The organism is Sporosarcina sp. BP05 (genome assembly GCF_014282005.1).
Lineage (GTDB): Bacteria > Bacillota > Bacilli > Bacillales_A > Planococcaceae > Sporosarcina.
The window spans coordinates 67,426-89,777 of the sequence record NZ_JACFTD010000004.1 but is presented as its reverse complement, the minus strand read 5'-3'; the positions used below and the strand labels follow the sequence as shown (position 1 = coordinate 89,777).

Here is a 22,352-nt window from a genome sequence, read left to right as displayed (position 1 = left end):
ACTCGCCAGGCTCTAATGCTTGGTTTTTTTTATTGCGAATTTACTGTATTACCAATTTAAAAGTGCAAATGTTTGATCAATGAGTCTAAGTCAATTCCGTATTAAAATCGATATTATAAAAGTAGAAAATGAATTTAAGCAGTGAAGGAAGGTTTCAAATGGAAAAGATGTGGATAACAAAAAACGAGAATGTGCGAGCGTCAGTTTTAACATGCTGCTTGCAGAGTTGCGATGCTGGCGATTAGAAAGGGAGATAAATCCAATACAATCATCAATCAAACCATGAACGTGTTTGAAAATTTCACCCATCGTAGCTAGAGAAGAGCGGATCCAGAGTTAGGTTGGGCGATTCAAGAAGGTAAGGAGGGGGGTCATTGTATTCAATGAGTCCACCATGAGCTAGATGGCCTTAATGTTTGGGAGGAATGGATATGTCAACTAAATATATACAACAATTGTTCGCAGACCGTTTAGGTGGTCCGCAGTTTGGCTTAAAGGAGGAAATCTATAAATTCGAAAATATAAAGAGAGTAAAAAAAGAGGCATTGCTGGCAAACCCTCACATGGAATTAATCGATCTTGGCATTGGTGAGCCAGATGAAATGGCAGATGAAGCAGTCGTGAGAGTATTGGCAGAAGAAGCAAAGAAACCTGAAAATCGCATGTATGCGGATAATGGGATAGTTGAGCTGAAGCATGCTGCTGCCAAATATATGAAACATGTATTTGGAGTGGATGATCTTGACGCAGAAACAGAGATCAACCATTTGATCGGGGTAAAGTCGGCCTTGGCGATGCTTCCTGCAGCTTTCATCAATCCTGGCGATATTACACTGATGCCATCGCCCTGTTATCCTATTTTAGGCACTCACACTGGATACTACGGAGGAGAAGTTGTTCATCTGCCGCTATTGGAGGGAAATTCATTTCTGCCAAAACTACATTCATTGGGTGAAGGTATTCTAAGGAAAGCGAAGCTACTTTACTTGAATTATCCAAACAACCCAACAGGAGCTGTAGCAAATGCGAAATTCTTTGAGGAAGTCGTTCAATTTGCAAAGAAAAACCAATTGATTGTTGTGCATGATGCCTCTTATGCCGCTCTTGTTTTCGATGATGAAAAGCCGCTTAGCTTTCTTTCTGTCCCCGGGGCAAAGGAGGTTGGAATAGAGCTTCATTCTTTATCGAAATCATTCAATATGACTGGCTGGCGCATTGGGTTTGTGGCAGGTAATTCGCAACTTGTCAAAGCGTTTAAGACAGTGAAGGACACCGTTGATTCTGGTCAATTTATCGCCATACAAAAAGCAGCGGCATACGCCCTTTCTCATCCAGAAATCACAGAACTTACCGCTATGAAGTATTCACGGCGTCATGATCTTTTGGCGAAAGCATTAAGTGAGTGCGGTTTTACTGTTAAAAAACCGAACGGATCATTTTTCTTATATACGAAGATACCAAAAGCGGTTGCAAGCGGTCCTCAATTTCAGTCTGCGGAAGAGTTTAGCCACTATTTATTACGTGAACATTTAATATCCAGCGTTCCGTGGGATGATGCCGGAAACTATGTGCGATTTTCGGTTACGTTTCAAGCAAAAGGGGTGAAGGAAGAACAACGAATAATCACTGAAATCAAAACAAGGCTGAGTTCATCCAAGTTCATCTTTTAGGGGGGAATAAAGTTGTTGTTTACTAAAATGCATGGATTGGGAAACTCCTATGTTATTTTCAATCAATTAGAAGCTGAAATGGACTATCAAGACTATAATCAGCTTGCTCGATTAGTCTCTGATGTCAACTTCGGTATCGGGTCTGACGGCATAATCCTAATAGGCTCTTCGGAAATAGCAGATTTTCAGATGAGAATTTTTAACGTCGATGGATCAGAAGCTAAGAATTGTGGCAACGGTTTGCGTTGTGTAGCAAAAATTCTTTTTGATCAAAAGTACGCTACAGCATCCACTTTTACAATTGAAACGTTAGGTGGGGTAGTGAGTGTGGAACTGGATATAGACAATGAAAAGCGCGTGCAGTATGTAACTGTCGATATGGGCAAGCCCAAACTACTAAAAAGTATGATACCGATGCAAGGAGATCCAATCACGGTAGCGATGAATGAACCGCATGCTTTTGGAGGTGATGTCTACCACATAACTTGTGTATCGATTGGGAATCCACATGCGATCATGTTTGTCGATGATGTGAATGATGTTCCGTTAGATAAAATAGGTCCCGTCATTGAAAACTCCGATTTATTTCCAGAACGAATAAACGTCGGCATTGTTCATGTCAAAAACAGCCGAGAAATTGATTATCGAGTGTGGGAACGAGGATCGGGCATTACAATGGCTTGCGGAACAGGGGCTTGCGCTGCGGTAGTGGCTGCTTCATTAAACGATATGTTGGATAGACATCTTCCGATAACCGTTCATCTTCCTGGAGGAGACTTGACGGTAAGTTGGGATGAACATGGTCACTTATGGAAAAGAGGAAAAGTAACCTATATCTGCCATGGAGAATTGGAGAGAGACAGCTATATTAGTGGTTCCATGATCAATGAAGGTAATGATTTTAAACAAAATGGGAGGGTCTAAGTATGAATAGAGAATCTATAGTAGATTTGGCAAAGGAGCAAAATGTAAGGTATATTCGATTGCAATTCACAGACTTATTCGGAACAATTAAAAATGTTGAAATTCCGATTAGTCAGTTGCCAAAAGCACTGGATAACAAAATGATGTTTGATGGCTCATCAATTGAAGGATTTGTACGTATTGAAGAATCGGATATGTTTTTATACCCAGATTTAGATACGTTTATGATCTTTCCTTTTTCAACAGAAAAAGGAAAGATCGCGCGCCTCATCTGTGATATTTATCATCCAGATGGAACACCATTTGAAGGTGACCCTCGCAATAATCTTAAAAGGATTATGAACGAAATGAAAGAACTTGGGTTTACTGATTTTAATGTTGGTCCTGAACCTGAATTTTTCTTATTTAAACTCAATGACTTGGGTGAACCAATACTAGAATTGAATGATCATGGCGGTTATTTTGATCTTGCACCAATTGACTTAGGGGAAAATTGCCGTCGCGAAATCGTATTGGAACTGGAAGAAATGGGATTTGAGATAGAGGCTTCTCATCATGAAGTAGCACCTGGTCAACATGAAATTGACTTTAAATACCAAAGTGCAATCAGAGCCTGTGATGATATTCAAACCTTTAAGCTAATCGTTAAAACAATTGCCCGCAAACACGGGTTGCACGCGACATTTATGCCTAAACCATTATTTGGCATAAATGGATCGGGTATGCATTGTAACTTGAGCTTATTCAAAAATGGAGAAAATACATTTTATGATCTAAACGGTTCGCTAGAAATAAGTGATACTGCAAGAAATTTTGTGGCAGGAATTCTGAAACATGCTCAGGGTTTTACTGCTATCACAAACCCTACCGTAAATTCCTACAAAAGGCTAGTTCCCGGATATGAGGCGCCATGCTATGTGGCTTGGTCAGCAAGAAACAGAAGTGCACTCATTCGAATCCCGGCATCACGTGGAATGAGTACACGTGTAGAAGTTCGTAGTGTCGATCCTGCTGCAAATCCGTATTTAGCCATGGCTGTCCTGCTAGCTGCGGGATTAGATGGCATAAAAAATAATTTAACACCTCCTGAAACAATTAACCAAAATATCTATGTGATGTCAAAAGAAGAGCGGGAAAAAAACGGAATCATTGATTTGCCGGCTACTTTAACTGAGGCCATAAAAAATTTGAAAGCAGACAAAGTGATCAGTCAAGCTCTAGGCAGCCATTTGTTGGAACGATTTATTGCAGAAAAAGAAATCGAATGGGATATGTATAGGATACAAGTACACCCCTGGGAACGTGATCAATATATGTCGCACTATTAATGTAGTGGGGGATGGTTAAATAAAGCCAATATGAAAATTACTAATTAGAAGGAGTGATCGAGAGTGTGTGGAATTACAGGATGGATTGATTGGCATCAAGATTTGACACAACAAGTATTCATTGTGGAAAAGATGGCAAAAACATTGGCGAAGCGAGGTCCGGATGCTTCTAATGTATGGAGTTCGCGCCATCTATTACTTGGTCATACACGGCTCATTGTTGTCGATCCTGCCGGAGGTATACAGCCGATGTCAATCGAAAAAAACAATCATACTTTTACTATCGTATATAACGGAGAGCTTTATAATACAGAAGAAATTAGAAAGGAATTACTACAAAGAGGGTACTCTTTTCAGTCTTATTCCGATACGGAAGTGTTGCTAACGGCTTATATTGAGTGGGGAGAAAATTGCGTAGAGCATCTAAATGGTATTTTTGCATTTGCTGTTTGGGATCAACACCGGGAGCAGCTTTTTATGGCACGAGACCGACTTGGTGTCAAACCACTATTTTACCGTGAAGAAAACGGATCGCTCGTGTTTGGTTCAGAGCTTAAAGCAATCCTGGCACATCCTAAAGTGAAAAGTGAAGTGGACAGGGAGGGATTTCAGGAAGTGTTTGGGTTAGGGCCATCCCGGACTCCTGGTCATGGAGTCTTTCGGGGTATTAATGAACTTCGCCCAGCTCATGCATTGACTTACAATCGAAATGGACTCAAAATTTGGCGATATTGGAATGTAGAAAGCAAAATGCATCATCATACGGTAGATGAGACGGTTGAACACTTGAAAAATCTTGTTAGGGATGCCGTTGAGCGCCAGTTAGTTGCTGATGTACCTGTTTGTACATTCTTATCTGGAGGACTTGATTCGAGCGCGATTAGTTCATTTGCTTCAGAATTCTTTAAAAAAGAGGGACGCGGTACCCTTCATACGTACTCCATTGACTACGAGCAAAACAATCAATATTTCAAAGCGAGTTCCTTTCAGCCTGATCAAGATGCACCATGGATACAGAAAATGCAACAATATTTGGGGTCTGTTCATCACTCGGCTATTATAACTAATGATCAGCTCGCAAATTTGTTGGAAGAAGCGGTAATGATGAGAGATTTACCTGGTATGGCAGACGTAGACTCATCATTGTTATGGTTTTGCCAACAGATGAAACAAGATTATACAGTTGCTTTGTCTGGTGAGTGTGCGGATGAGATCTTCGGAGGATATCCTTGGTTCTATAAAGATGAATTGCTGAATGGAAAGGGGTTCCCGTGGATACGCTCTCAAGCGGAAAGACAGCAGCTGTTGCTTCCACATTGGCAAAAGAAACTCGATTTGGAAGGGTATGTGAGGGAACGTTATAACGAAACAATCAGTGAAGTGCCTCATCTAGGGGGGGAAACCCAAATAGAAGTGCGGCGCCGAGAAATGTCTTATTTAAATATGATTTGGTTTATGTCAACGCTTCTGGAGCGAAAAGATCGCATGAGTATGGGAGCAAGTCTCGAAGTGCGGGTTCCATTCGCTGATCATCGTATAGTTGAATATGCCTGGAACATACCATGGGACATGAAAATGTTGAATGGTCATGAGAAAGGGATATTACGAAAGGCTTTAGAAGGAGTACTTCCTAATGAAATTCTTTATCGGAAAAAGAGTCCGTACCCTAAAACGCATCATCAAACATATATGAAACTAGTAAAGACTAAGTTAAATAATATCCTAGATAATAAGACATCACCACTACTAGAACTCGTCTCAAAACAAAAAGTCAAAGACATCATCGATTCAGACGGATCCTCATTCAAAGTTCCTTGGTTCGGCCAGCTTATGACAGGCCCCCAACTCATAGCTCACCTAGTCCAAATTAACATGTGGCTTGAAAATTACAACATAAACATCATTGATAACTAATCTCGTTCGATCTTTATTGATTTTGAGTGGTGGCAAGTCGGTGACTCAGCTCATTAATATAGCTTGGTTGACGAGTAAATGAAGTAACCCCTAGGGGAATATCGCAATTCTGAACTTCCCCGTAAATGTTAGACACCAATTAACATTTACGGGGTGTTTGTATGTCTAAATATACATTAGAAGTTAAATTCCAAGCATATTACCGCAAAATGAACGATGACCTTAGGTTCTATACATAGGTAAGTGTTTGATGATTAGCTAAAACAAAGGGGGGAATCATGTCATTTATAATTAAGAATTAAGTGGCTCTACGTTTTGAAAATGAAACATGGGTAGATAGAATTGATTCAAATTAAAGAGGTTGAGAGTTAACTAATACGTGCGTTTTACAATAATTAGCGATTTGGCAAACAGTTATTTCAAGCGAAATGGAAAAATAATCTTCATTTATAGTTTTTTTACCGAATATCACTTACTCTCTCAGAATTGAAGGTGAGCAATTAATCTTTAAATGGACACCAATTTTGAACTGAATCATGTAGCATTATATCCTGAATGTTTACGTGCCGCTTTAATAGAAATGCCGCCGTATATACAGCATTTTGTAGAGAAATAATAGTAGTTTATCAATCTTTACTACAGTCAAACAGTTTATTATCTTTGAACAAGAAAACCTGAATAGTGAGCACTTTGATAAGTGCGCATCATTCAGGTTTTTACATATTATGATGGGACCTATAGCTTGGAAGTCCCACTTTAATCCCAATGATAGAGAACATTATTGAAATTGCTAGTAGCTTAATAAAATTCATAATCGGGCACCTCAGTACTTACCGTTAAGACCAGTGCCCTGCGATGAATTCATCCCGACCTGATAGTGCACGGTCTTTTTTGTAATGCTCTTGTTCTTTTTCATGATAATCCTGGTGATATTCTTCTGCACGGTAAAATGTTTCAGTGGGACGGATTGGTGTCACAATTGGATTAGTGAATGTACCGCTCGCACCAAGTTTTTCTTTAGACGTTTCGGCAATTTGACGCTGCTCCTCTGTATAATAGAAGATAGCTGTTGAATACGAATGGCCGCGGTCTTGAAATTGTCCATCTGCATCTGTAGGGTCGATTTGCTGCCAAAATACATCTAGCAATTTTTCATAGGGGAAAATGGAAGGGTCATATGTGATTTCGACGACCTCCAAATGACCGGAGTCGCCCTTTTTGACATCTTCATATGTAGGATTTTCAACATGTCCGCCCATATAACCGGAAACGATGTCCTGGATGCCGTCCCACTCTTTAAAAGGTTTCACCATACACCAAAAACAACCACCAGCGAATGTTGCTTTTTCAACTTTTTTTTCAGTCATCGTTAACAACGCCCTTTCTTTGCTTGTAAGTGAATTGTATCATAATTAGAATAGTGGAAAATAGTTGTTTGCTTGTGTTGAATACAATAGCAAAAAGAGCGCCTACTAAGCGCTCCTACAGTTGAGAGATGCAAATGAGCGGTTGAGAATGAATTAGTATTTATTAACAGATAAAGCTTGCGCCAATGATTATCAATAGTATAAAAAGCACAACAATCAAAGCAAACGAATTACCTTCTCCGCCACAATGTTCACGTCCCATATTTTACACCACCTTTCTGCACCAACATCTATGTAACATATGCAGGTATGTAATGGGGTGAGTGGGGAAGTATTGTAAATCGACTATTATAGAAAAAATAATAATGGATATAATTACATTAGCAGGCCATGAATCGGGGAAAAGATAGTTAAGGTTAACGTCAATGGCCCATCGTGTTATAATTGAAATAATTAGACGCAACCAAGAGGCTTCCTGTTCGTCCTAATGGAGATATCATTTTTTGGAGGAATCAATAATGGAAGAGCATTATGAAGGGCCAGTACCGAAAAGAAGAAGAAAGAAAAAACTTCGCATCGGCAGGGTCATCTTTTTAATAGTTACACTTTGTTTTATCGGAGCTGGACTTTATTCATATGTTGAATACAATGCGGGGAAATCACTGGCAAAAGACAATGGGATTGATCCGGGTCCGTTTAAAGGGGATGCCACAGATCCGAAGTATACATCCATAGAAAATTACTTACTGCTCGGTGTGGACGATGATGGCAGTGGTAGATCACGGACAGATACAATGATGGTGCTGTCTTGGGATAAGGGTGCTGGGAAAATACGGGTCATTTCATTTATGCGTGATATTTATGCGGAAATTCCAGCATACAAGTCGTATAAGTTAAATACCGCCTATTATCTGGGCAAATTGCAGACTACGAAAGACACGATAACAGGGATGTTTGGTGTTCCTATCCATCACTATGCAATTGTTGATTTTGCTAATTTTGAATCGATTGTTGATATCGCGTTTCCAGGCGGAGTAGAGATTGATGTCAAAAAAGAAATGTCAGAAAAAATTGGTGTTACACTTATGCCAGGAAAAAAACAGTTGAACGGCAAGGAATTACTTGGCTATGCGCGTTTTCGTGCAGATGCAGAAGGGGATTTTGGTCGAGTTGCACGACAACAAGAAGTAATCTCGGCGATGAAAGACGAAGCGATGAGACCAGGAATGATTGCTAATATACCAAAACTTGCAGGTGCGCTATCAGGTTTCATTAACACGGACTTGACGTCAAAAGACGAAATTTCACGTGCAATCACCCTTCTAGTGAAGAAAGGTGCCGAGGTTGAAACGATGACTGTTCCGATAGAGGGATCTTATTCATTCAATTCGTATCCACACGCTGGATCTGTTATTGAAGTGGATACCGTAAAAAATAAAGAGGCGATTTCCGAATTTCTTAGTATGCAGTTGGATTAAGAGCACAAACTTGACGAGAGGGTAGGATGCCGATGGAGGTTGATGAGAAAAGAAATAGACCCATTTCGAATATAATTCGTTTTTTAGGTGGGCGTAGCACGTTGTTCGTTCTTGTTTCACTATTATTGATCGGCTTAATCATACTCATATTTAATCGGATATCTTTCATCTTTTATCCAATTACTGTATTTTTCTCGACGGTAGTATTGCCAGTCATTCTTGCGACAATTGCTTATTATTTACTAAGACCCATCTTACGTATACTAGAAAAAATCAAAATACCACGAATTTGGGGTATATTAATTATATTCATCGGGGCTATGGGTCTTATCACATTGCTAGTATTCATGGTTTTCCCATTCTTGAAAATCCAGTTTAATAATCTTGTCGAAGAATTCCCGACATATTTCAACCAACTGGTGCTGCAAATCGATTCATTTTTGAAAACATCCATTTTTTCTTCTTATTATGAAAGTTTGGATATAAATGTAAAAAACGTCCTTGAATCTGGGCAAGGGGATCTCGGAAAGTATTTCACGGATGCGGTCGGTGGAATCGCAAGTGGTCTTAGCTCTTTCATTTCTGCTTTAACTGGTTTTCTACTTGCAATTATTACTGTGCCATTTATTCTCTTCTATTTATTGAAAGATGGAGAGAAATTGCCGCGCTTCTTTATTCAAATGTTGCCTCCGCACATGAGGGATGATGCTAAAACGATTCTTCGTGATGCGGACCACCAGATCAGTTCTTATATCCAGGGACAAATTCTTGTGGCCATCTGCATTGGTGTCATGATTTCAATTGGGTTTCTTATCATCGGAATGAAATACGCGTTACTACTCGGTGTCATTGCAATGTTTACAAGCGTAGTTCCGTATCTTGGACCGCTTATCGCAATTACTCCGGCGGTCATTATCGCCATTGTGACATCGCCCTTCATGCTTATCAAGTTAGCAATCGTTTGGACAATTGTTCAGCTTGTTGAGGGAAAGTTTATTTCACCTCAAATTATGGGGAAATCATTGCATACACATCCGGTCACAATCATTTTCGTTTTACTGACAGCGGGATCGTTGTTCGGTGTGCCTGGTGTCGTTCTTGGAATCCCGGGATACGCACTCATGAAAGTTGTGGTAACACATTTATTTAAATTGTTCAAAATACGGTATAATAAACATGTAGCAGCTGAAGGCTTATATTATGAAGATACGGATGGTCAAAGATTGGGGGAATAGAACATGGTTAGGCAGTTTTTATCAACAATTGAATATGGAGCAATGACCGTTAATACAAACGTCGATGGACCGAATGTCGCTTTTGGTGAAACGCTTTCCGGCACGGTTTACATTGAAGGGGATAACAGTGATGAACTCGTAGATTATATTGAGATTGAGTTGATGAAGCGGTCGGAAACGGATGAAGTGATCATTGCAAAACAATCTATTGAAATAATGAGTGACATCAAATCCAAAGAAACATGGATGATTCCGTTTGAAATGGTACCTGACGAGCGATGGGAGAGCGGATCGGAAGCCCAAACGCAAACGCTCATTTTAAAGACCACGGTTCATCTCAAAAACGGGATCGATATCCAAGATGAAGGCGAAATTACATATGCATGTTAGCGAACGCGTCCAACTATATGGACGCGTTTTTGCATCTTGATTGGAAACACTTACCCATTGTGAGTTTGAATTTTCTATTAATATAGCTACTTACGTTTTTCTTGCTGTATAATTGCAGAAAGGGTTGGTGGGGGGAATTCATTAATGGATAAAATTATTCCTATTTTTCACTCGTTATCAAAAAGCATGAATGGCATTCATAAGTCGAGTTGCGATGTGATTTCTATCGTTCAAAGTTCAATTCTTTATGAGATTTCATTAATGAATAAACCATCAATGCAAACGGTGGCTGAGGCTGCCGGAATGGACATTACGACGTTTTCCAGACAGATTGGGACGCTAGAAAAGAAAGGGTTGGTTTCCCGAACGCCGTATGAAGGGGATCGTCGAATATATCTACTATCGTTAACTGGACAGGGAAACGACATGGTGGTGGCCATCAACGGGACCATTGCAGCCAAAATGGAGAATGCTTTGGCTTCTATGAATGACTTTGAACGTGAAACAGTCCTTCGTTCCATGCATGTATTGGAGGAAAGGCTGCGTGGAAACTAAGAGTTAATCAGTACCAAATGGGTTATTGTTATAAAAGTTTGCATATTGCAAATGATTAAAATGTCGATAAATTGCGGTGTACAAATAGTTGTAGTAAATAATTTGTAGACTGCAAGTAATTTGCACAGAGTTTTTTGAGGGAGTAGGTTGGTTATGTTCATTACTTGTAAAATGCAACTAATACGTTTATGTGCGCGAATTGGTGGTAATTATGTATATATTTCAAAGAAGTTGCTGGCGGTAACACAATTGGATTCACTTTTATTTGTGTGGGATGGAGAATTCGTAATCAGCTGGGTATTCATTTTAGAAAAAATGCAGAAAGTATATCGTCACTGAAAGGACGAGTAGTTCATAAAATAGTAGAAGGGAAAGAGGTGATAAAATGTTTGAGATTTATGATGTAGTTATTATTCCACTTATTTTGGGGATTGTGGAGTTGTTTAAAAGGGCCGGTGTAAGTAAAAAGGTGTTGCCGTTTATAGCTTTAGTAATTGGTATTGTTATAGGCGTGGTTTACGTGACTGAATTTGATTGGAGGCAGGGGATATTAGTGGGGGGGATGCTAGGGTTATCAGCTTCGGGATTGTATTCAAGCGCTAAAAATACTGTCGAGAAGAGTGACAAGTAATCGATACCCTTTTTTAGTAGTGTGCCCGGCATGGGGAATCGCTGGGTGGTGAAAGTCCACTATAGGCCCGGAAGTAGGAACTGTTAGCAGAAGGCATTGGTTAGCGGTTAGATATACTTGTTGCTATAAATAAGTAAAACAATGTAAAAGTGACCCATCCACAGATTAGCGGATAGGTCACATTTTTGATTAATTACAGTCATCTATTTAATATAAACATATCCAACTCGCTTTTACTAAGCTTTCCGTACCATTTCCAGTAACATATGTGCTAGTGTGTGTTGCGCTTCTTTGGAACCGGAAGTCCAAAGCTCCATTAACAATTTCTCCTCCCTATTGCGAGGATCTTCGTGTTTGGCAAGATAATTTGCAACTAATTCTGTTGTTTTAGCAAGTTTTTCTTCACTCAAGCCCATATTTTCCCCCAACTCAACTTTCTCGGAAAGATACTTTTTGAATCGATTAAAGTTCTCTAAAATCTCGTCCTTTTTCTCGACATCAATTTTAGATAATTCTTTTTGTACCTTATCATTCATATCCACTAAAAACACTCCCTTTTTTGTTTGAACTCATATTGTTTACTTAAACTCAATTTTATAACCAGGAAATTAATGCCATTGGATCGAAGTGAAAAACGAATGTACCTATTTCCTTGTAATATTAACGTACATTACATGTGTTGGAACAAACAGAAGTAGCGAGTGATTGCAGTTAATTTTTTTAGTTTCTCTATTCAGCTATCCTCAAATCGAGTTAATAGCCGTTTTTTGTTATAGGTTGTTCGTCAGTCCGCGTTTTTTTAAAGTCCCCTCAAACATCCTGTTTAATATACCTTCCTATGCAAAGCTGTATAATGTGAAGATGCCCTAAACGTTGTTTATACTGAGTTTACATGCGTCTACTAAAATGAACTAATCGATGAGCAAAGAAAGTAGGTATTCAAATTTGGCGAAGGTTTTAATTGTAGATGATGATCCGCATATGCGGGAGTTGATCGGACTTTTCTTACGTCCAGAAGGCTTTGAAATAGTGGAAGCATGCGATGGTATTGAAGCTTTGGCAACTCTACAGTCATTTAAGGCAGACCTAGTACTACTGGATATTATGATGCCAAACATGGATGGATGGGAGCTTTGCCGAGAAATTAGAAAGCAGTATGATATCCCTTTGCTGATGTTGACAGCCAAAGGGGATACGGCCCAGAAGGTCAAGGGGTTTGAGTTAGGTACGGACGATTATCTTGTGAAACCGTTTGAGCCGGCTGAACTTACTGCAAGGGTGAAAGCGTTACTTAAACGCTATCGAATTGCAATTTCACAGACGGTCCAGGTGGGCGAACTGATGATTAACCGCAAAACATATGAAGTGTTCTTGGGAAATCTTAATGTAGAAATACCGCTGAAAGAATTTGAATTGCTGTTTAAGTTAGCGAGCTATCCTGGTAAAACCTTTTCGCGAGAGCAGTTGATTGAGGATATATGGGGTTATGATTATGAAGGTACAGATCGAACGGTTGATGTGCATATTAATCGATTGCGCGAGCGTTTTTCAGTTAACAGTGATTCTTTTAAAATCAGCACTATTCGCGGGTTAGGTTATCGCCTAGAGGTGGGAGGTTGAGGAAGGTTCTGCGTGTTGGAACAGCCATATTTGCGTGGATAATCGTCACTATCAGTTACTGGTCGCTAGCATACTTTGGAACTTCGTTCATTCATAAGAAATGGGATTTGCATAATAGCGACTTCTCTAAAGGGCTGATTACATTATTTGCGATGATATTTCTGTTCATTGTCACTAGTTGGGTTTTTTCGAGATTTGCTTCCCCGCGGCGAATGGATTTTTTCACAATGATGATTGATGCAATGCGAAGAATTTCCAAGGGCGATTTTAATGTCAAGTTGGCGAATCAATTCAAACATAAAAAGAATCATCCTTTCGGGAAAATTGTGGATAGCATTAATGAGATGGCGGTAGAGTTGAATCAAATAGAGCAAATGCGTCAAGAGTTTATCTCCAATGTATCCCATGAAATCCAATCGCCACTGGCCTCGATTAGTGGTTTTGCTACTGTATTGAAGCAAAGCGATTTGACGCCCAAAGAACGGGAGCGTTATCTTGAGATTATCGAGACTGAAAGCAGACGATTAGCCAATCTGAGCGATAATTTATTGAAGTTAACATCCATAGAGTCTCAGCATCACCCTTTTGAGCAGGTAGCGTACCGATTGGATAAACAAATTCGTGAAATCATTCTATCCTTTGAACCCCAGTGGCTTGCGAAATCGTTGGAGCTAGATATCTCATTAGATGAAGTGGAAATCACCGCTGACGAAGAGCTGATGAGTCAAGTATGGATTAATCTCATAAACAATTGTATCAAGTTCACGCCTAGTGGTGATAGCCTGAAAATCGCTCTTTATCGGCGTGGTCAGGAAGCCGTTGTTACCATAGCAGATACAGGAATGGGCATAGCTGAGGAGGATCAACAGCATATATTTGAGCGTTTTTATAAAGTGGATAAATCACGTAATCGTATGCTGGGTGGGAGTGGTTTAGGCTTGTCCATTACGAAGAAAATCATCGACATGCATGAAGGTTCCATTCAAGTACAAAGTAAATTGAATGAAGGAACCCTTTTTACGGTCACTTTTCCAATGTAAGAGAGTGACAGTCAGAAAGTCTAAAGAACAAGGAGAATCTGTGGAATGTTAAAACTGTTAAAAAATTTATCCGTCTATAAATGGATTGTACTATCGATATTAGGGCTTGTTTTCATTCAATCGATGTCGGATTTGTTTTTGCCTACGTTAATGGCGGATATTATCGACAAAGGGGTCGTCATTGGTGACATCGCGTATATTTGGAAAATCGGAGGAATCATGCTGTTGGTTGCTGCACTTGGGGCGGCTGCATCTGTCGTTGCGAGTTACTATTCCTCAAAAGCGGCAATGGGATTCGGACGGGACATTCGTCGAAAAGTATTCGATCATGTGGAGAACTTTTCCCTTCAAGATTTTGATGAAATTGGTACGGCTTCATTGATTACAAGAACGACAAATGATATTACGCAAGTCCAGCAAGTGGTCATTATGATGCTTCGTATGGTCGTAAGTGCTCCGATTATGTTGGTTGGCGGTATAATTATGGCTGTTTCAAAGGATGCAAAATTGTCGTTAATCATCGTTGCAGCGATGCCAATATTAATCGGTTCTGTGTTGCTTATTCTTTATAAAGGGGTACCACTGTTCCAAACAGTGCAAACGCGATTGGATCGACTAAACCTTGTTTTACGCGAGAACCTAACAGGCATACGTGTGATTCGTGCGTTTAATCGTGAAAAACAAGAGCAGGTTCGCTTAAAAAAGGCGAATAAGGATTTGACTGATGTGTCGATTAAGGTTAACAAAATGATGGCGTTTTTAATGCCAGTCATGATGCTTGTTATGAATCTAACCGTTGTAGGGGTAATTTGGTTTGGTGGACTTCGAATTGATAATGGTGCCTTGCAAATCGGGGATTTGATGGCGTTTATTCAATACATTATGCTTATCATGTTCGCACTTGTTATGGCATCTATGATGTTTGTTATGATTCCTCGTGCTGCTGTTTCAGCAAAACGTATTAACGAAGTACTTGCGATGAAACCAACGTTTCTGGATGAAGGAACTAGAAAAGCGGACAAAGAGCCTGGAACGCTGGAGTTTGATCGTGTATCATTCAGCTATCCAGGTGCCGAGGCCCCAGCATTATCGGATATAAGTTTTATTGCGAAATCGGGTGAAATGACCGCAATTATTGGCGGAACAGGCGCGGGAAAAACAACGCTCATTAACTTGATTCCACGGTTTTATGACGTGACTTCGGGTACGATTCGCGTCAATGGTGTTGATATTCGCGAATCATCACAAGAAGAAGTACGATCGAAAATCGGCTTCGTTCCACAAAAAGCGCTGCTCTTTTCCGGAACGATTGCTGAAAACATTCGTTTCGGCAAACAAGATGCAACGCAAGCCGAAATCGAACATGCTGCTCGTATTGCGCAAGCAGAAGAGTTCATTTCGAGGATGGATGACGGCTACAATGCTGTTATTTCTCAAGGTGGGTCGAATGTGTCGGGAGGTCAAAAACAACGATTGTCCATTGCACGTGCGTTAATTCGCAAACCGGATATTTACATTTTCGATGACAGTTTCTCTGCGCTTGATTACAAAACCGATGCCAATCTACGTGCGGCTTTAAAAGATGAAACGGAGCAAGCGACCGTCGTTATCGTCGCACAACGTGTTAGTACAGTAGTCGATGCAGATCAAATTATTGTCATAGACAATGGTGGAATTGCTGGAATCGGTACGCACGAAGAACTTCTTGAGCATAATCAGGTATATCGTGAAATCGTCGAATCACAGATTTCGGAGGTGGACATTGCATGAGTGAACAAAAACAGTCTCGACCTCAAGGCGGAGCCCCAATGGGACCAGGCGGAGGAAATATGATGATGATGGCAGGGAAAAAGGCCAAGGATTTTAAAGGCACATTACGCCGCCTTATTGGTTATTTAAAACCCCGTCGTAATGCACTAATTGCTGTATTTTTTGCGGCAATTTTAAGTACGGTCTTTATGATTGTAGGACCTAAAATAATGGGTAATGCGATTACCGAATTATTTGAAGGGGCTTACGGCAAGGCCACAGGTGTGCCCGGAGCAGCAATTGATTTTGGGGCAATCGGTAAACTACTCCTCTTATTAGCTGGGTTGTATGTGGTAAGTAGCGTATTTAGCTATATCCAACAATACATCATGTCGAGTGTTGCACAAAAAACGGTGTATGATTTACGGGAAGACGTCAACGGGAAGCTTGAGAAACTACCGCTTAAATATTACGACGGCCGCCCTGTTGGTGAAACACTTAGCCGGGTAACGAATGATATTGATACAATTGGAAGCACGCTGCAGCAGAGTTTGACGCAGTTTATCACATCAGTTGTTACAATTGCCGGGATTCTTATCATGATGTTAACGATTAGCCCTGTGTTAACACTTATTGCGCTCGTCAGTTTACCCCTATCTCTGTTAGGCATTCGACCGATTTTAAAAAGGTCACAAAAACATTTCGCCGATCAACAACGTACGCTTGGTCAATTGAATAGCCATGTTGAAGAGATGTATACAGGCCACCAAGTCGTTAAAGCATTTGGCCATGAGAGAAAGTCCGTAGCTGAATTTGATGAGGTGAATGAACAATTATATGATGCGGGCCGTAAAGCCCAATTCATTTCGGGGATTATCATGCCAATGATGTCTTTGATTGGGAACCTCAGCTATGTCGTCATCTGTGTTGTTGGTGGTATTTTAGTGACACAGCGCGCCATTTCAATCGGGGATATTCAAGCGTTCATTACGTATACACGTCAATTCACGCAGCCGATTATGCAAACCGCTAATATTGCTAATATCATTCAGTCGACTGTCGCAGCGGCAGAGCGTGTCTTTGAACTTCTTGATGAGGAAGAAGAAATTAAAGAAATGACGACAGTGAGTTTAACGCGTGCAGAAGGTACAGTTTCCTTTGAACATGTCGACTTTGGTTACGGGGACGATTTGTTAATTGAAGATATGAACATCAACGTGCATCCAGGTCAAACAGTCGCTATTGTGGGACCAACTGGTGCCGGGAAAACGACATTGATTAATTTACTAATGCGTTTCTACGAACTGAACGGCGGGACGATTGCAATTGACGGACTAGATACACGGGATATGTCACGTGAAGATCTACGAACGACTTTTGGAATGGTTCTCCAAGATACGTGGCTATTTAATGGGTCGATTAAAGAAAACATCGCTTTTGGAAAAGAAGGCGCAACGGACGATGAGATTTTCGCTGCATCGAAAATGGCTCATGCCGACCACTTCATTCGCACATTGCCGGAGGGCTATGACACTGTCTTAAATGAGGAAGCATCTAATATTTCGCAAGGGCAAAAGCAACTCATTACGATAGCCCGCGCCGTTCTGGCAAATCCTCCTGTTATGATTTTGGATGAAGCGACGTCGAGTGTAGATACACGGACGGAACTCCTCATTCAACAGGCGATGAATCGTTTAATGGAAGGGCGAACTAGCTTCGTCATTGCTCACCGTCTTTCAACGATACGAGATGCTGATTTAATCATCGTGATGGATCAAGGGAAAGTAATTGAACAAGGGACACACAACGAACTGCTGGAGGAGAATGGCTTTTACGCAGATCTGTACAACAGCCAGTTTTCTAATAAACCTGCAGTGTAATTACAAAAGCGGAAGCGCCTGTACTGCCCCGACAAGCACTGGAAGGCTTGAAGATAAAGGCGTCCTTTGCCTTTATCAGCAAGACTGAAGTGACTCAAGGGGCAAGGCGCTGGAGTCTGGATGAGACAAAAGCGGAAGCGCCTGTACTGCCCCGACAAGCACTGGAAGTAAAGGAAGGCAGTCACACAACGCCGCGTCCTGCGGCAATGACTGCATGACCCACATCGTGTGGGCCCAGGGGCAAGGCGCTGGAGACTAGACGACATATAAATACCCCATCCACGAATTTATTTCTGGGATGGGGTATTTATATGCTCTTGCGAAAGGTCCCTTTGAAGTGCATACTATTTTAGTAGCTTATTATACGTATAGGAGTTAATAAAAAATGAAAACTGATTTAGCGACACTCAAAAAAATGTCACCTGCTTACGATCCATGGGAAGCCTATTTGGATGTACAGGAGCATGGCAAACTGACATTGTCTAGCATTGAATTCACGACAACGTATTTATGCAATATGCGCTGTGAACATTGCGCAGTCGGGTATATGTTACAACATAAAGATCCGGACGCATTACAAGTAGCATTACTACTTTCTCGCCTAGATGAGATTCCTCATTTACGAACAATAAGTATCACAGGCGGAGAGCCAATGTTCTCTAAAAAGTCGGTAGAGAACTATGTTTTACCGTTATTGAAGTATGCGCATGAACGCGGAGTCCGTACACAGATGAATTCGAACTTAACAATGCCACTCGACCGTTATATGGCGATTGCACCCTATCTGGACGTCTTACATATTTCACATAACTGGGGCACAGTTGACGACTTCGTGGATGGTGGATTCGCAAATATGGAACGCAAACCACCTCGAGAACGCCGCGCTGAGCAATTCCAGCGGATGATCGATAACAGCCGAGCATTGGCTGAAGCGGGTGTCATGGTTTCAGCAGAGACAATGTTGAATAAACGGACGTTGCCGCATCTAGAGCATATTCATCGACAAGTCGTGGAGGAGATGAAATGTGCTCGTCACGAGGTGCACCCTATGTACCCAAGTGACTTTGCTTCGCAGCTCGAAGTACTTTCGTTAGATGAAACACGGAAAGCGATACACGAACTTCTAGATCACCGTGATGAAGATGTCTGGATGCTGTTTGGTACACTGCCATTTTATGCATGCAGTGATAACGAAGAGGATTTGGCACTGTTAAAACGAATTTACAGCAGTAAAAACGTATCAGTACGTAATGACCCCGATGGCAGATCCCGTCTGAATGTCAATATATTCACTGGGGATGTGATTGTCACGGATTTCGGTGATACACCTCCAATGGGCAATATTCAAAAGGAATCGCTTCCTGTAATGCTCGACCGTTGGCTTGAGCGACCACTTGCAAAAACAATCGGTTGCCATTGTCCTGCGGTTAACTGCTTAGGGCCTAATCTATTGGTAAAAGATGCGTATTATCCTGAGAAGGACTTTACGAAAAAGAAAGCGAATATATCGCTATAAAACAAATTTAAAACGACACCGCTATGAGCAATTAAGTTCTCATGGCGGGGTCGTTTTTTCGTAATCCTTTATAGTTAATAGACTCAAGTTTATATCGATTTCTTTTTCATTTTTTAATGGCAAGATAAGTTTGTTTTCGCCACTAAAGCTCCATATTCCTTTATCTTTATTCCACTATGTGAATTGGTGAATAGTTTTCTTTTGAAGTGTATGATAATGCTAACTTAGTAATTGGTTCAATAGGAGTTAATCAGCGAGTTCACTAAATTTAGTTGAACTCGTTTTTTATTAAAAAAATAAAATGAACGAATTGTCATGTTGAACAGTCTAATAAGTAACAGGGGGTGGGTGTATGGGGATGGAATTGGAGAAACGGGCCATTGCGGGTGATGAACGGGCGTTGGTGAAGCTGTTGGAACGACATGAAGATACGCTCTATCGTACGGCTTATGCGTATTTGAAAAATGAGCATGATGCTGTTGAAGCTATTCAAGAGCTGACGTATCGAGCTTTAAAAAAGATACATACCGTCAAAGAACCAACGTACATAGCAACATGGCTTGTCAGAATTATCATCAATATTTGTTTAGATATGAAAAAGAAGCAAAAGAAAATTGTCTTCAATCATTTTGTTGAAATTGCATCGACAGATCATCAACCATTCGAAATGGCTGATATAATTGCCAGTTTGCCGATTGAGCAACAAGAATTGATTTACTTAAAATACTTCCAGGATATGAAGAACGGGGATATTGCACAGCTAAAGAAAATTCCCGAAGGTACTGTGAAATCTAGGTTACACACGACGTTAAAAAGATTACGCGTACTCATTGAAAAGGAGGAACTATAAATGACCAACTTGAACGGGCAGGATTGGCAGAGGTTGCCGGAGGAATTAGAAGCGATTGAAATCCCAAAAGAAGCCTTACATCAAGCACGTGTAAATGCCGTGCATCAGCATCGACTGACCAAAAAGAGAAAGCGCCGTCTGTATTCAGTCGCTAGTGTAGCTGCTATTGTACTACTCCTGTTTGTGACTTCGATTCGCGTTTCGCCTGTGTTTGCAGAAGCTGTTGCTAAAATTCCAGGATTTTCTTCTATCGTAAACATGATTGCTTATGATAAAGGAATCAGTGACATTGTCGAAAATAATTACTTTGAAGAACTTGGAATTGTGGTAACGCAGGGCGATTATACCTTGACTTTACAGAGCGTCGTAGCTGATTATTCGGGCATGACTATATTCTATAATATTGAATCCCCTTTTGAAAATTCCGAAGTGAATATAACTTCTTTAGAGTTGTCTCAACAAGGCATCCCATTGGGTGTCGCAAGTTCCTACATTAGCTCTCTAGTGGGTGGATCGTCTGTACGTGCAGACAAAGTTGAAATTATGGCTGATGATGAATTATCATATGACAATATGACATTTGAATTTAATTTGCACTTGAGTGATGCAGCAAAGACAAAGTTCGTCGTGCCATTCACACTCACCAAGGCCATTGAACCACCAAAAGTATATAAATTGAACCAATCCGTTATCGTAGATGGTCAAACAATTAACATTAAACAGTTAAAAATTTCGCCGTTACGTGCAGAAATACTATTAGCAGCTGATGAACAAAACACGATGCAATTACTAAAATTCACATCGGTCCGGTTGATTGATGAGAATGGTGAAGAATGGGGGAAACCAAGAGATGGCGGAATGGGGTTCGGCATATTGCGTGACGGTGAAGTGGGCATATTTATACAAAGTAATTACTTCAGGCAACCGAAAAAACTAACGTTAGTAATGGACTGGATTGAAGCCCTTCCAAAAGGCTCTGATTATCTTGAGGTCGATTTTGAGCAACAGAAAGTGCTATATATGCCGAATGAACTTGATATCGATGTTCAAGTACCATCGAGCAATACATTGGAAGTCACTTATCCAACTGGCACTGGCGGCGGGCAACTATTGTATGGAATAGTAGACCAAGAGGGCAATGATTTTAGTAGTAATACAATCTCAACACGTTTTAGTAAAGAAGAACCCAATGTAACTGCAGTCTATACATTTGATTTTGATAATGCAGTGAATCCAATTCGTCTGAATATCAATAGCTATCCGCTGTATCTGGATGGCAAGGTGGAAATTGATATTCCATTGGATGAATAAGTTTACGCACCCTATCCACCAATTGAATATAGGCTATTAATTTATCAGGTTTTAAAACCTAATGAAAACGATGTCTCTTATGAGTAAATGAAATCTCATAGAGGCATCGTTTTTAATTTTCAAATAATGAAATGAATAGGTTGTTAGTAACGTATTAATGATAAAGGATACTTTTAGTAGAGTTAGCTATATGGACGGGAATAAAACACTATTACAAGGAGCGTTGATATGAAAAAACGATTATCGTTGATTATTCTAATTTTACTATTAACCGGGTGTGATCCTCATTTTTCATTTTCGGAAATAAGCATAGCCAATGCAAATGATCGTGTACAGGAATTTATTCATTATGCTGAAGTGAAGAATGGTAACTATCTTTATCTTGATGGTAAAAAAGGAATCTATGTATTTATAAATGGGGTATTCGTTAATCAAGGAAACGATGCTGTTTATTTTAGTGACTTTAATGTAAATGCTCAACAAGACACACTGAACGTGTTCATCAATCAAGAATATGATTCTGACTACTCAAACACGACATTAAAATATCAAGTGCTATATAAAATTAATACAGTAGAAAAATATGATGCGATAAACCTTTTTATCAATGGCAAACCCGTTTCGTTCGATGAAATATTCGGCAATGAACAATTAATCGTGTATGAAATGTAGATACAGGTAATTGCATACAACAATATGAACGACCCAAATTTTGAAAGCCATACATATGAATTAGCAACACATATTGAAGGATCCAGAAAAGTTTTTGGATACATGAAGTCTACACCTATCATTTAACTTATAACTTCAATTATTTCAATGGTTTTCTTGTCGGTCATCATTTAGTATTGGGGATTATCTTTTTGAACGTATCTTGCATAAAGATAATCTATC

20 protein-coding genes are annotated in these 22,352 nt (G+C 40.2%); 17 read left to right on the top strand and 3 right to left on the bottom strand.

All coding sequences use genetic code 11. The features are described 5' to 3' along the window. Window positions 1-425: 425 nt before the first annotated feature. The 4 genes from H2672_RS06435 (at window position 426) to asnB (ending at window position 5,836) form a co-directional block, all read left to right on the top strand. Entirely contained in the window at window positions 426-1,670 is a 1,245-nt protein-coding gene (locus tag H2672_RS06435; RefSeq protein ID WP_370569614.1) for an LL-diaminopimelate aminotransferase, read from the top strand. 12 nt (window positions 1,671-1,682) lie between these two features. Further along, window positions 1,683-2,594, top strand: coding sequence for a diaminopimelate epimerase (gene dapF / locus H2672_RS06430; protein ID WP_304626072.1), 912 nt, complete (start codon window positions 1,683-1,685; stop codon window positions 2,592-2,594). A gap of 2 nt (window positions 2,595-2,596) precedes the next feature. Beyond that, window positions 2,597-3,922 (top strand): type I glutamate--ammonia ligase, encoded by a 1,326-nt coding sequence (gene glnA / locus H2672_RS06425; RefSeq protein WP_186670468.1) that lies wholly within the window; start codon window positions 2,597-2,599, stop codon window positions 3,920-3,922. A gap of 63 nt (window positions 3,923-3,985) precedes the next feature. Continuing rightward, the gene (asnB, locus tag H2672_RS06420) at window positions 3,986-5,836 is read left to right on the top strand and encodes an asparagine synthase (glutamine-hydrolyzing) (RefSeq protein WP_186670461.1); all 1,851 of its coding nucleotides are present in this window, start codon (window positions 3,986-3,988) and stop codon (window positions 5,834-5,836) included. A gap of 836 nt (window positions 5,837-6,672) precedes the next feature. Here asnB and msrA read toward each other — a convergent pair. Both msrA and H2672_RS06410 read right to left on the bottom strand, forming a co-directional pair. Beyond that, a complete protein-coding gene (gene msrA / locus H2672_RS06415; RefSeq protein ID WP_186670459.1) occupies window positions 6,673-7,203 on the bottom strand; it encodes a peptide-methionine (S)-S-oxide reductase MsrA in 531 nt (176 codons plus the stop codon). 163 nt (window positions 7,204-7,366) lie between these two features. Continuing rightward, window positions 7,367-7,465, bottom strand: coding sequence for a YjcZ family sporulation protein (locus H2672_RS06410; protein ID WP_186670458.1), 99 nt, complete (start codon window positions 7,463-7,465; stop codon window positions 7,367-7,369). A gap of 256 nt (window positions 7,466-7,721) precedes the next feature. Here H2672_RS06410 and H2672_RS06405 point away from each other — a divergent pair, with 256 nt between their 5' ends. The 5 genes from H2672_RS06405 (at window position 7,722) to H2672_RS06385 (ending at window position 11,492) form a co-directional block, all read left to right on the top strand. Next, window positions 7,722-8,681, top strand: a complete 960-nt coding sequence (locus tag H2672_RS06405) for an LCP family protein (RefSeq protein ID WP_186670452.1) — start codon at window positions 7,722-7,724, stop codon at window positions 8,679-8,681. 32 nt (window positions 8,682-8,713) lie between these two features. Beyond that, the gene (locus H2672_RS06400; RefSeq protein ID WP_186670449.1) at window positions 8,714-9,916 is read left to right on the top strand and encodes an AI-2E family transporter; all 1,203 of its coding nucleotides are present in this window, start codon (window positions 8,714-8,716) and stop codon (window positions 9,914-9,916) included. Window positions 9,917-9,919: 3 nt separating this feature from the next. After that, window positions 9,920-10,306 carry a sporulation protein gene (locus H2672_RS06395; protein ID WP_186670447.1) on the top strand — a complete coding sequence of 129 codons (387 nt, stop codon included), beginning with the start codon at window positions 9,920-9,922 and terminating at the stop codon, window positions 10,304-10,306. A gap of 144 nt (window positions 10,307-10,450) precedes the next feature. Then, window positions 10,451-10,861 (top strand): MarR family winged helix-turn-helix transcriptional regulator, encoded by a 411-nt coding sequence (locus H2672_RS06390; protein ID WP_186670445.1) that lies wholly within the window; start codon window positions 10,451-10,453, stop codon window positions 10,859-10,861. 385 nt (window positions 10,862-11,246) lie between these two features. After that, window positions 11,247-11,492: a hypothetical protein gene (locus H2672_RS06385; RefSeq protein ID WP_186670443.1), complete on the top strand. Its 246-nt coding sequence runs from the start codon at window positions 11,247-11,249 to the stop codon at window positions 11,490-11,492. Window positions 11,493-11,728: 236 nt separating this feature from the next. Here the strand turns inward: H2672_RS06385 and H2672_RS06380 are convergent, their stop codons facing one another. Continuing rightward, window positions 11,729-12,028, bottom strand: coding sequence for a DUF3243 domain-containing protein (locus H2672_RS06380; protein ID WP_186670642.1), 300 nt, complete (start codon window positions 12,026-12,028; stop codon window positions 11,729-11,731). A 409-nt stretch (window positions 12,029-12,437) separates the two neighbouring features. On the opposite strand from H2672_RS06380, the gene H2672_RS06375 reads away from it, so the two are divergent. The 8 genes from H2672_RS06375 (at window position 12,438) to H2672_RS06340 (ending at window position 22,130) form a co-directional block, all read left to right on the top strand. After that, complete coding sequence (locus tag H2672_RS06375; protein ID WP_186670441.1) at window positions 12,438-13,112, top strand: response regulator transcription factor; 675 nt, start codon at window positions 12,438-12,440, stop codon at window positions 13,110-13,112. Then, window positions 13,109-14,152, top strand: coding sequence for a HAMP domain-containing sensor histidine kinase (locus H2672_RS06370; protein ID WP_186670439.1), 1,044 nt, complete (start codon window positions 13,109-13,111; stop codon window positions 14,150-14,152). The genes H2672_RS06375 and H2672_RS06370 overlap by 4 nt, the downstream gene beginning before the upstream one ends. A 45-nt stretch (window positions 14,153-14,197) precedes the next feature. Beyond that, window positions 14,198-15,922 (top strand): ABC transporter ATP-binding protein, encoded by a 1,725-nt coding sequence (locus H2672_RS06365; RefSeq protein ID WP_186670431.1) that lies wholly within the window; start codon window positions 14,198-14,200, stop codon window positions 15,920-15,922. Then, complete coding sequence (locus tag H2672_RS06360; RefSeq protein ID WP_186670428.1) at window positions 15,919-17,781, top strand: ABC transporter ATP-binding protein; 1,863 nt, start codon at window positions 15,919-15,921, stop codon at window positions 17,779-17,781. Before H2672_RS06365 ends, H2672_RS06360 begins: the two co-directional genes overlap by 4 nt. A 385-nt stretch (window positions 17,782-18,166) precedes the next feature. Continuing rightward, entirely contained in the window at window positions 18,167-19,297 is a 1,131-nt protein-coding gene (gene yfkAB, locus H2672_RS06355) for a radical SAM/CxCxxxxC motif protein YfkAB (RefSeq protein ID WP_186670426.1), read from the top strand. A 352-nt stretch (window positions 19,298-19,649) separates the two neighbouring features. Beyond that, window positions 19,650-20,147 carry a sigma-70 family RNA polymerase sigma factor gene (locus H2672_RS06350; RefSeq protein ID WP_186670424.1) on the top strand — a complete coding sequence of 166 codons (498 nt, stop codon included), beginning with the start codon at window positions 19,650-19,652 and terminating at the stop codon, window positions 20,145-20,147. Continuing rightward, window positions 20,148-21,458: a DUF4179 domain-containing protein gene (locus H2672_RS06345; RefSeq protein WP_186670421.1), complete on the top strand. Its 1,311-nt coding sequence runs from the start codon at window positions 20,148-20,150 to the stop codon at window positions 21,456-21,458. A gap of 228 nt (window positions 21,459-21,686) precedes the next feature. Then, on the top strand, window positions 21,687-22,130 hold the full coding sequence (locus tag H2672_RS06340) for a hypothetical protein (protein ID WP_186670419.1): 444 nt from the start codon (window positions 21,687-21,689) through the stop codon (window positions 22,128-22,130). Window positions 22,131-22,352: the final 222 nt, after the last annotated feature.

Bases quoted from the DNA above. Each gene is read 5' to 3' on its own strand.
- H2672_RS06435 (WP_370569614.1), top strand. From the start codon at position 426: ATGGATATGTCAACTAAATATATACAACAATTGTTCGCAGACCGTTTA.
- glnA (WP_186670468.1), top strand. From the start codon at position 2,597: ATGAATAGAGAATCTATAGTAGATTTGGCAAAGGAGCAAAATGTAAGG.
- msrA (WP_186670459.1), bottom strand. From the start codon at position 7,203: ATGACTGAAAAAAAAGTTGAAAAAGCAACATTCGCTGGTGGTTGTTTT.
- H2672_RS06410 (WP_186670458.1), bottom strand. From the start codon at position 7,465: ATGGGACGTGAACATTGTGGCGGAGAAGGTAATTCGTTTGCTTTGATT.
- H2672_RS06405 (WP_186670452.1), top strand. From the start codon at position 7,722: ATGGAAGAGCATTATGAAGGGCCAGTACCGAAAAGAAGAAGAAAGAAA.
- H2672_RS06400 (WP_186670449.1), top strand. From the start codon at position 8,714: ATGGAGGTTGATGAGAAAAGAAATAGACCCATTTCGAATATAATTCGT.
- H2672_RS06395 (WP_186670447.1), top strand. From the start codon at position 9,920: ATGGTTAGGCAGTTTTTATCAACAATTGAATATGGAGCAATGACCGTT.
- H2672_RS06390 (WP_186670445.1), top strand. From the start codon at position 10,451: ATGGATAAAATTATTCCTATTTTTCACTCGTTATCAAAAAGCATGAAT.
- H2672_RS06385 (WP_186670443.1), top strand. From the start codon at position 11,247: ATGTTTGAGATTTATGATGTAGTTATTATTCCACTTATTTTGGGGATT.
- H2672_RS06380 (WP_186670642.1), bottom strand. From the start codon at position 12,028: ATGAATGATAAGGTACAAAAAGAATTATCTAAAATTGATGTCGAGAAA.
- H2672_RS06365 (WP_186670431.1), top strand. From the start codon at position 14,198: ATGTTAAAACTGTTAAAAAATTTATCCGTCTATAAATGGATTGTACTA.
- H2672_RS06360 (WP_186670428.1), top strand. From the start codon at position 15,919: ATGAGTGAACAAAAACAGTCTCGACCTCAAGGCGGAGCCCCAATGGGA.
- yfkAB (WP_186670426.1), top strand. From the start codon at position 18,167: ATGAAAACTGATTTAGCGACACTCAAAAAAATGTCACCTGCTTACGAT.
- H2672_RS06350 (WP_186670424.1), top strand. From the start codon at position 19,650: ATGGGGATGGAATTGGAGAAACGGGCCATTGCGGGTGATGAACGGGCG.
- H2672_RS06345 (WP_186670421.1), top strand. From the start codon at position 20,148: ATGACCAACTTGAACGGGCAGGATTGGCAGAGGTTGCCGGAGGAATTA.
- H2672_RS06340 (WP_186670419.1), top strand. From the start codon at position 21,687: ATGAAAAAACGATTATCGTTGATTATTCTAATTTTACTATTAACCGGG.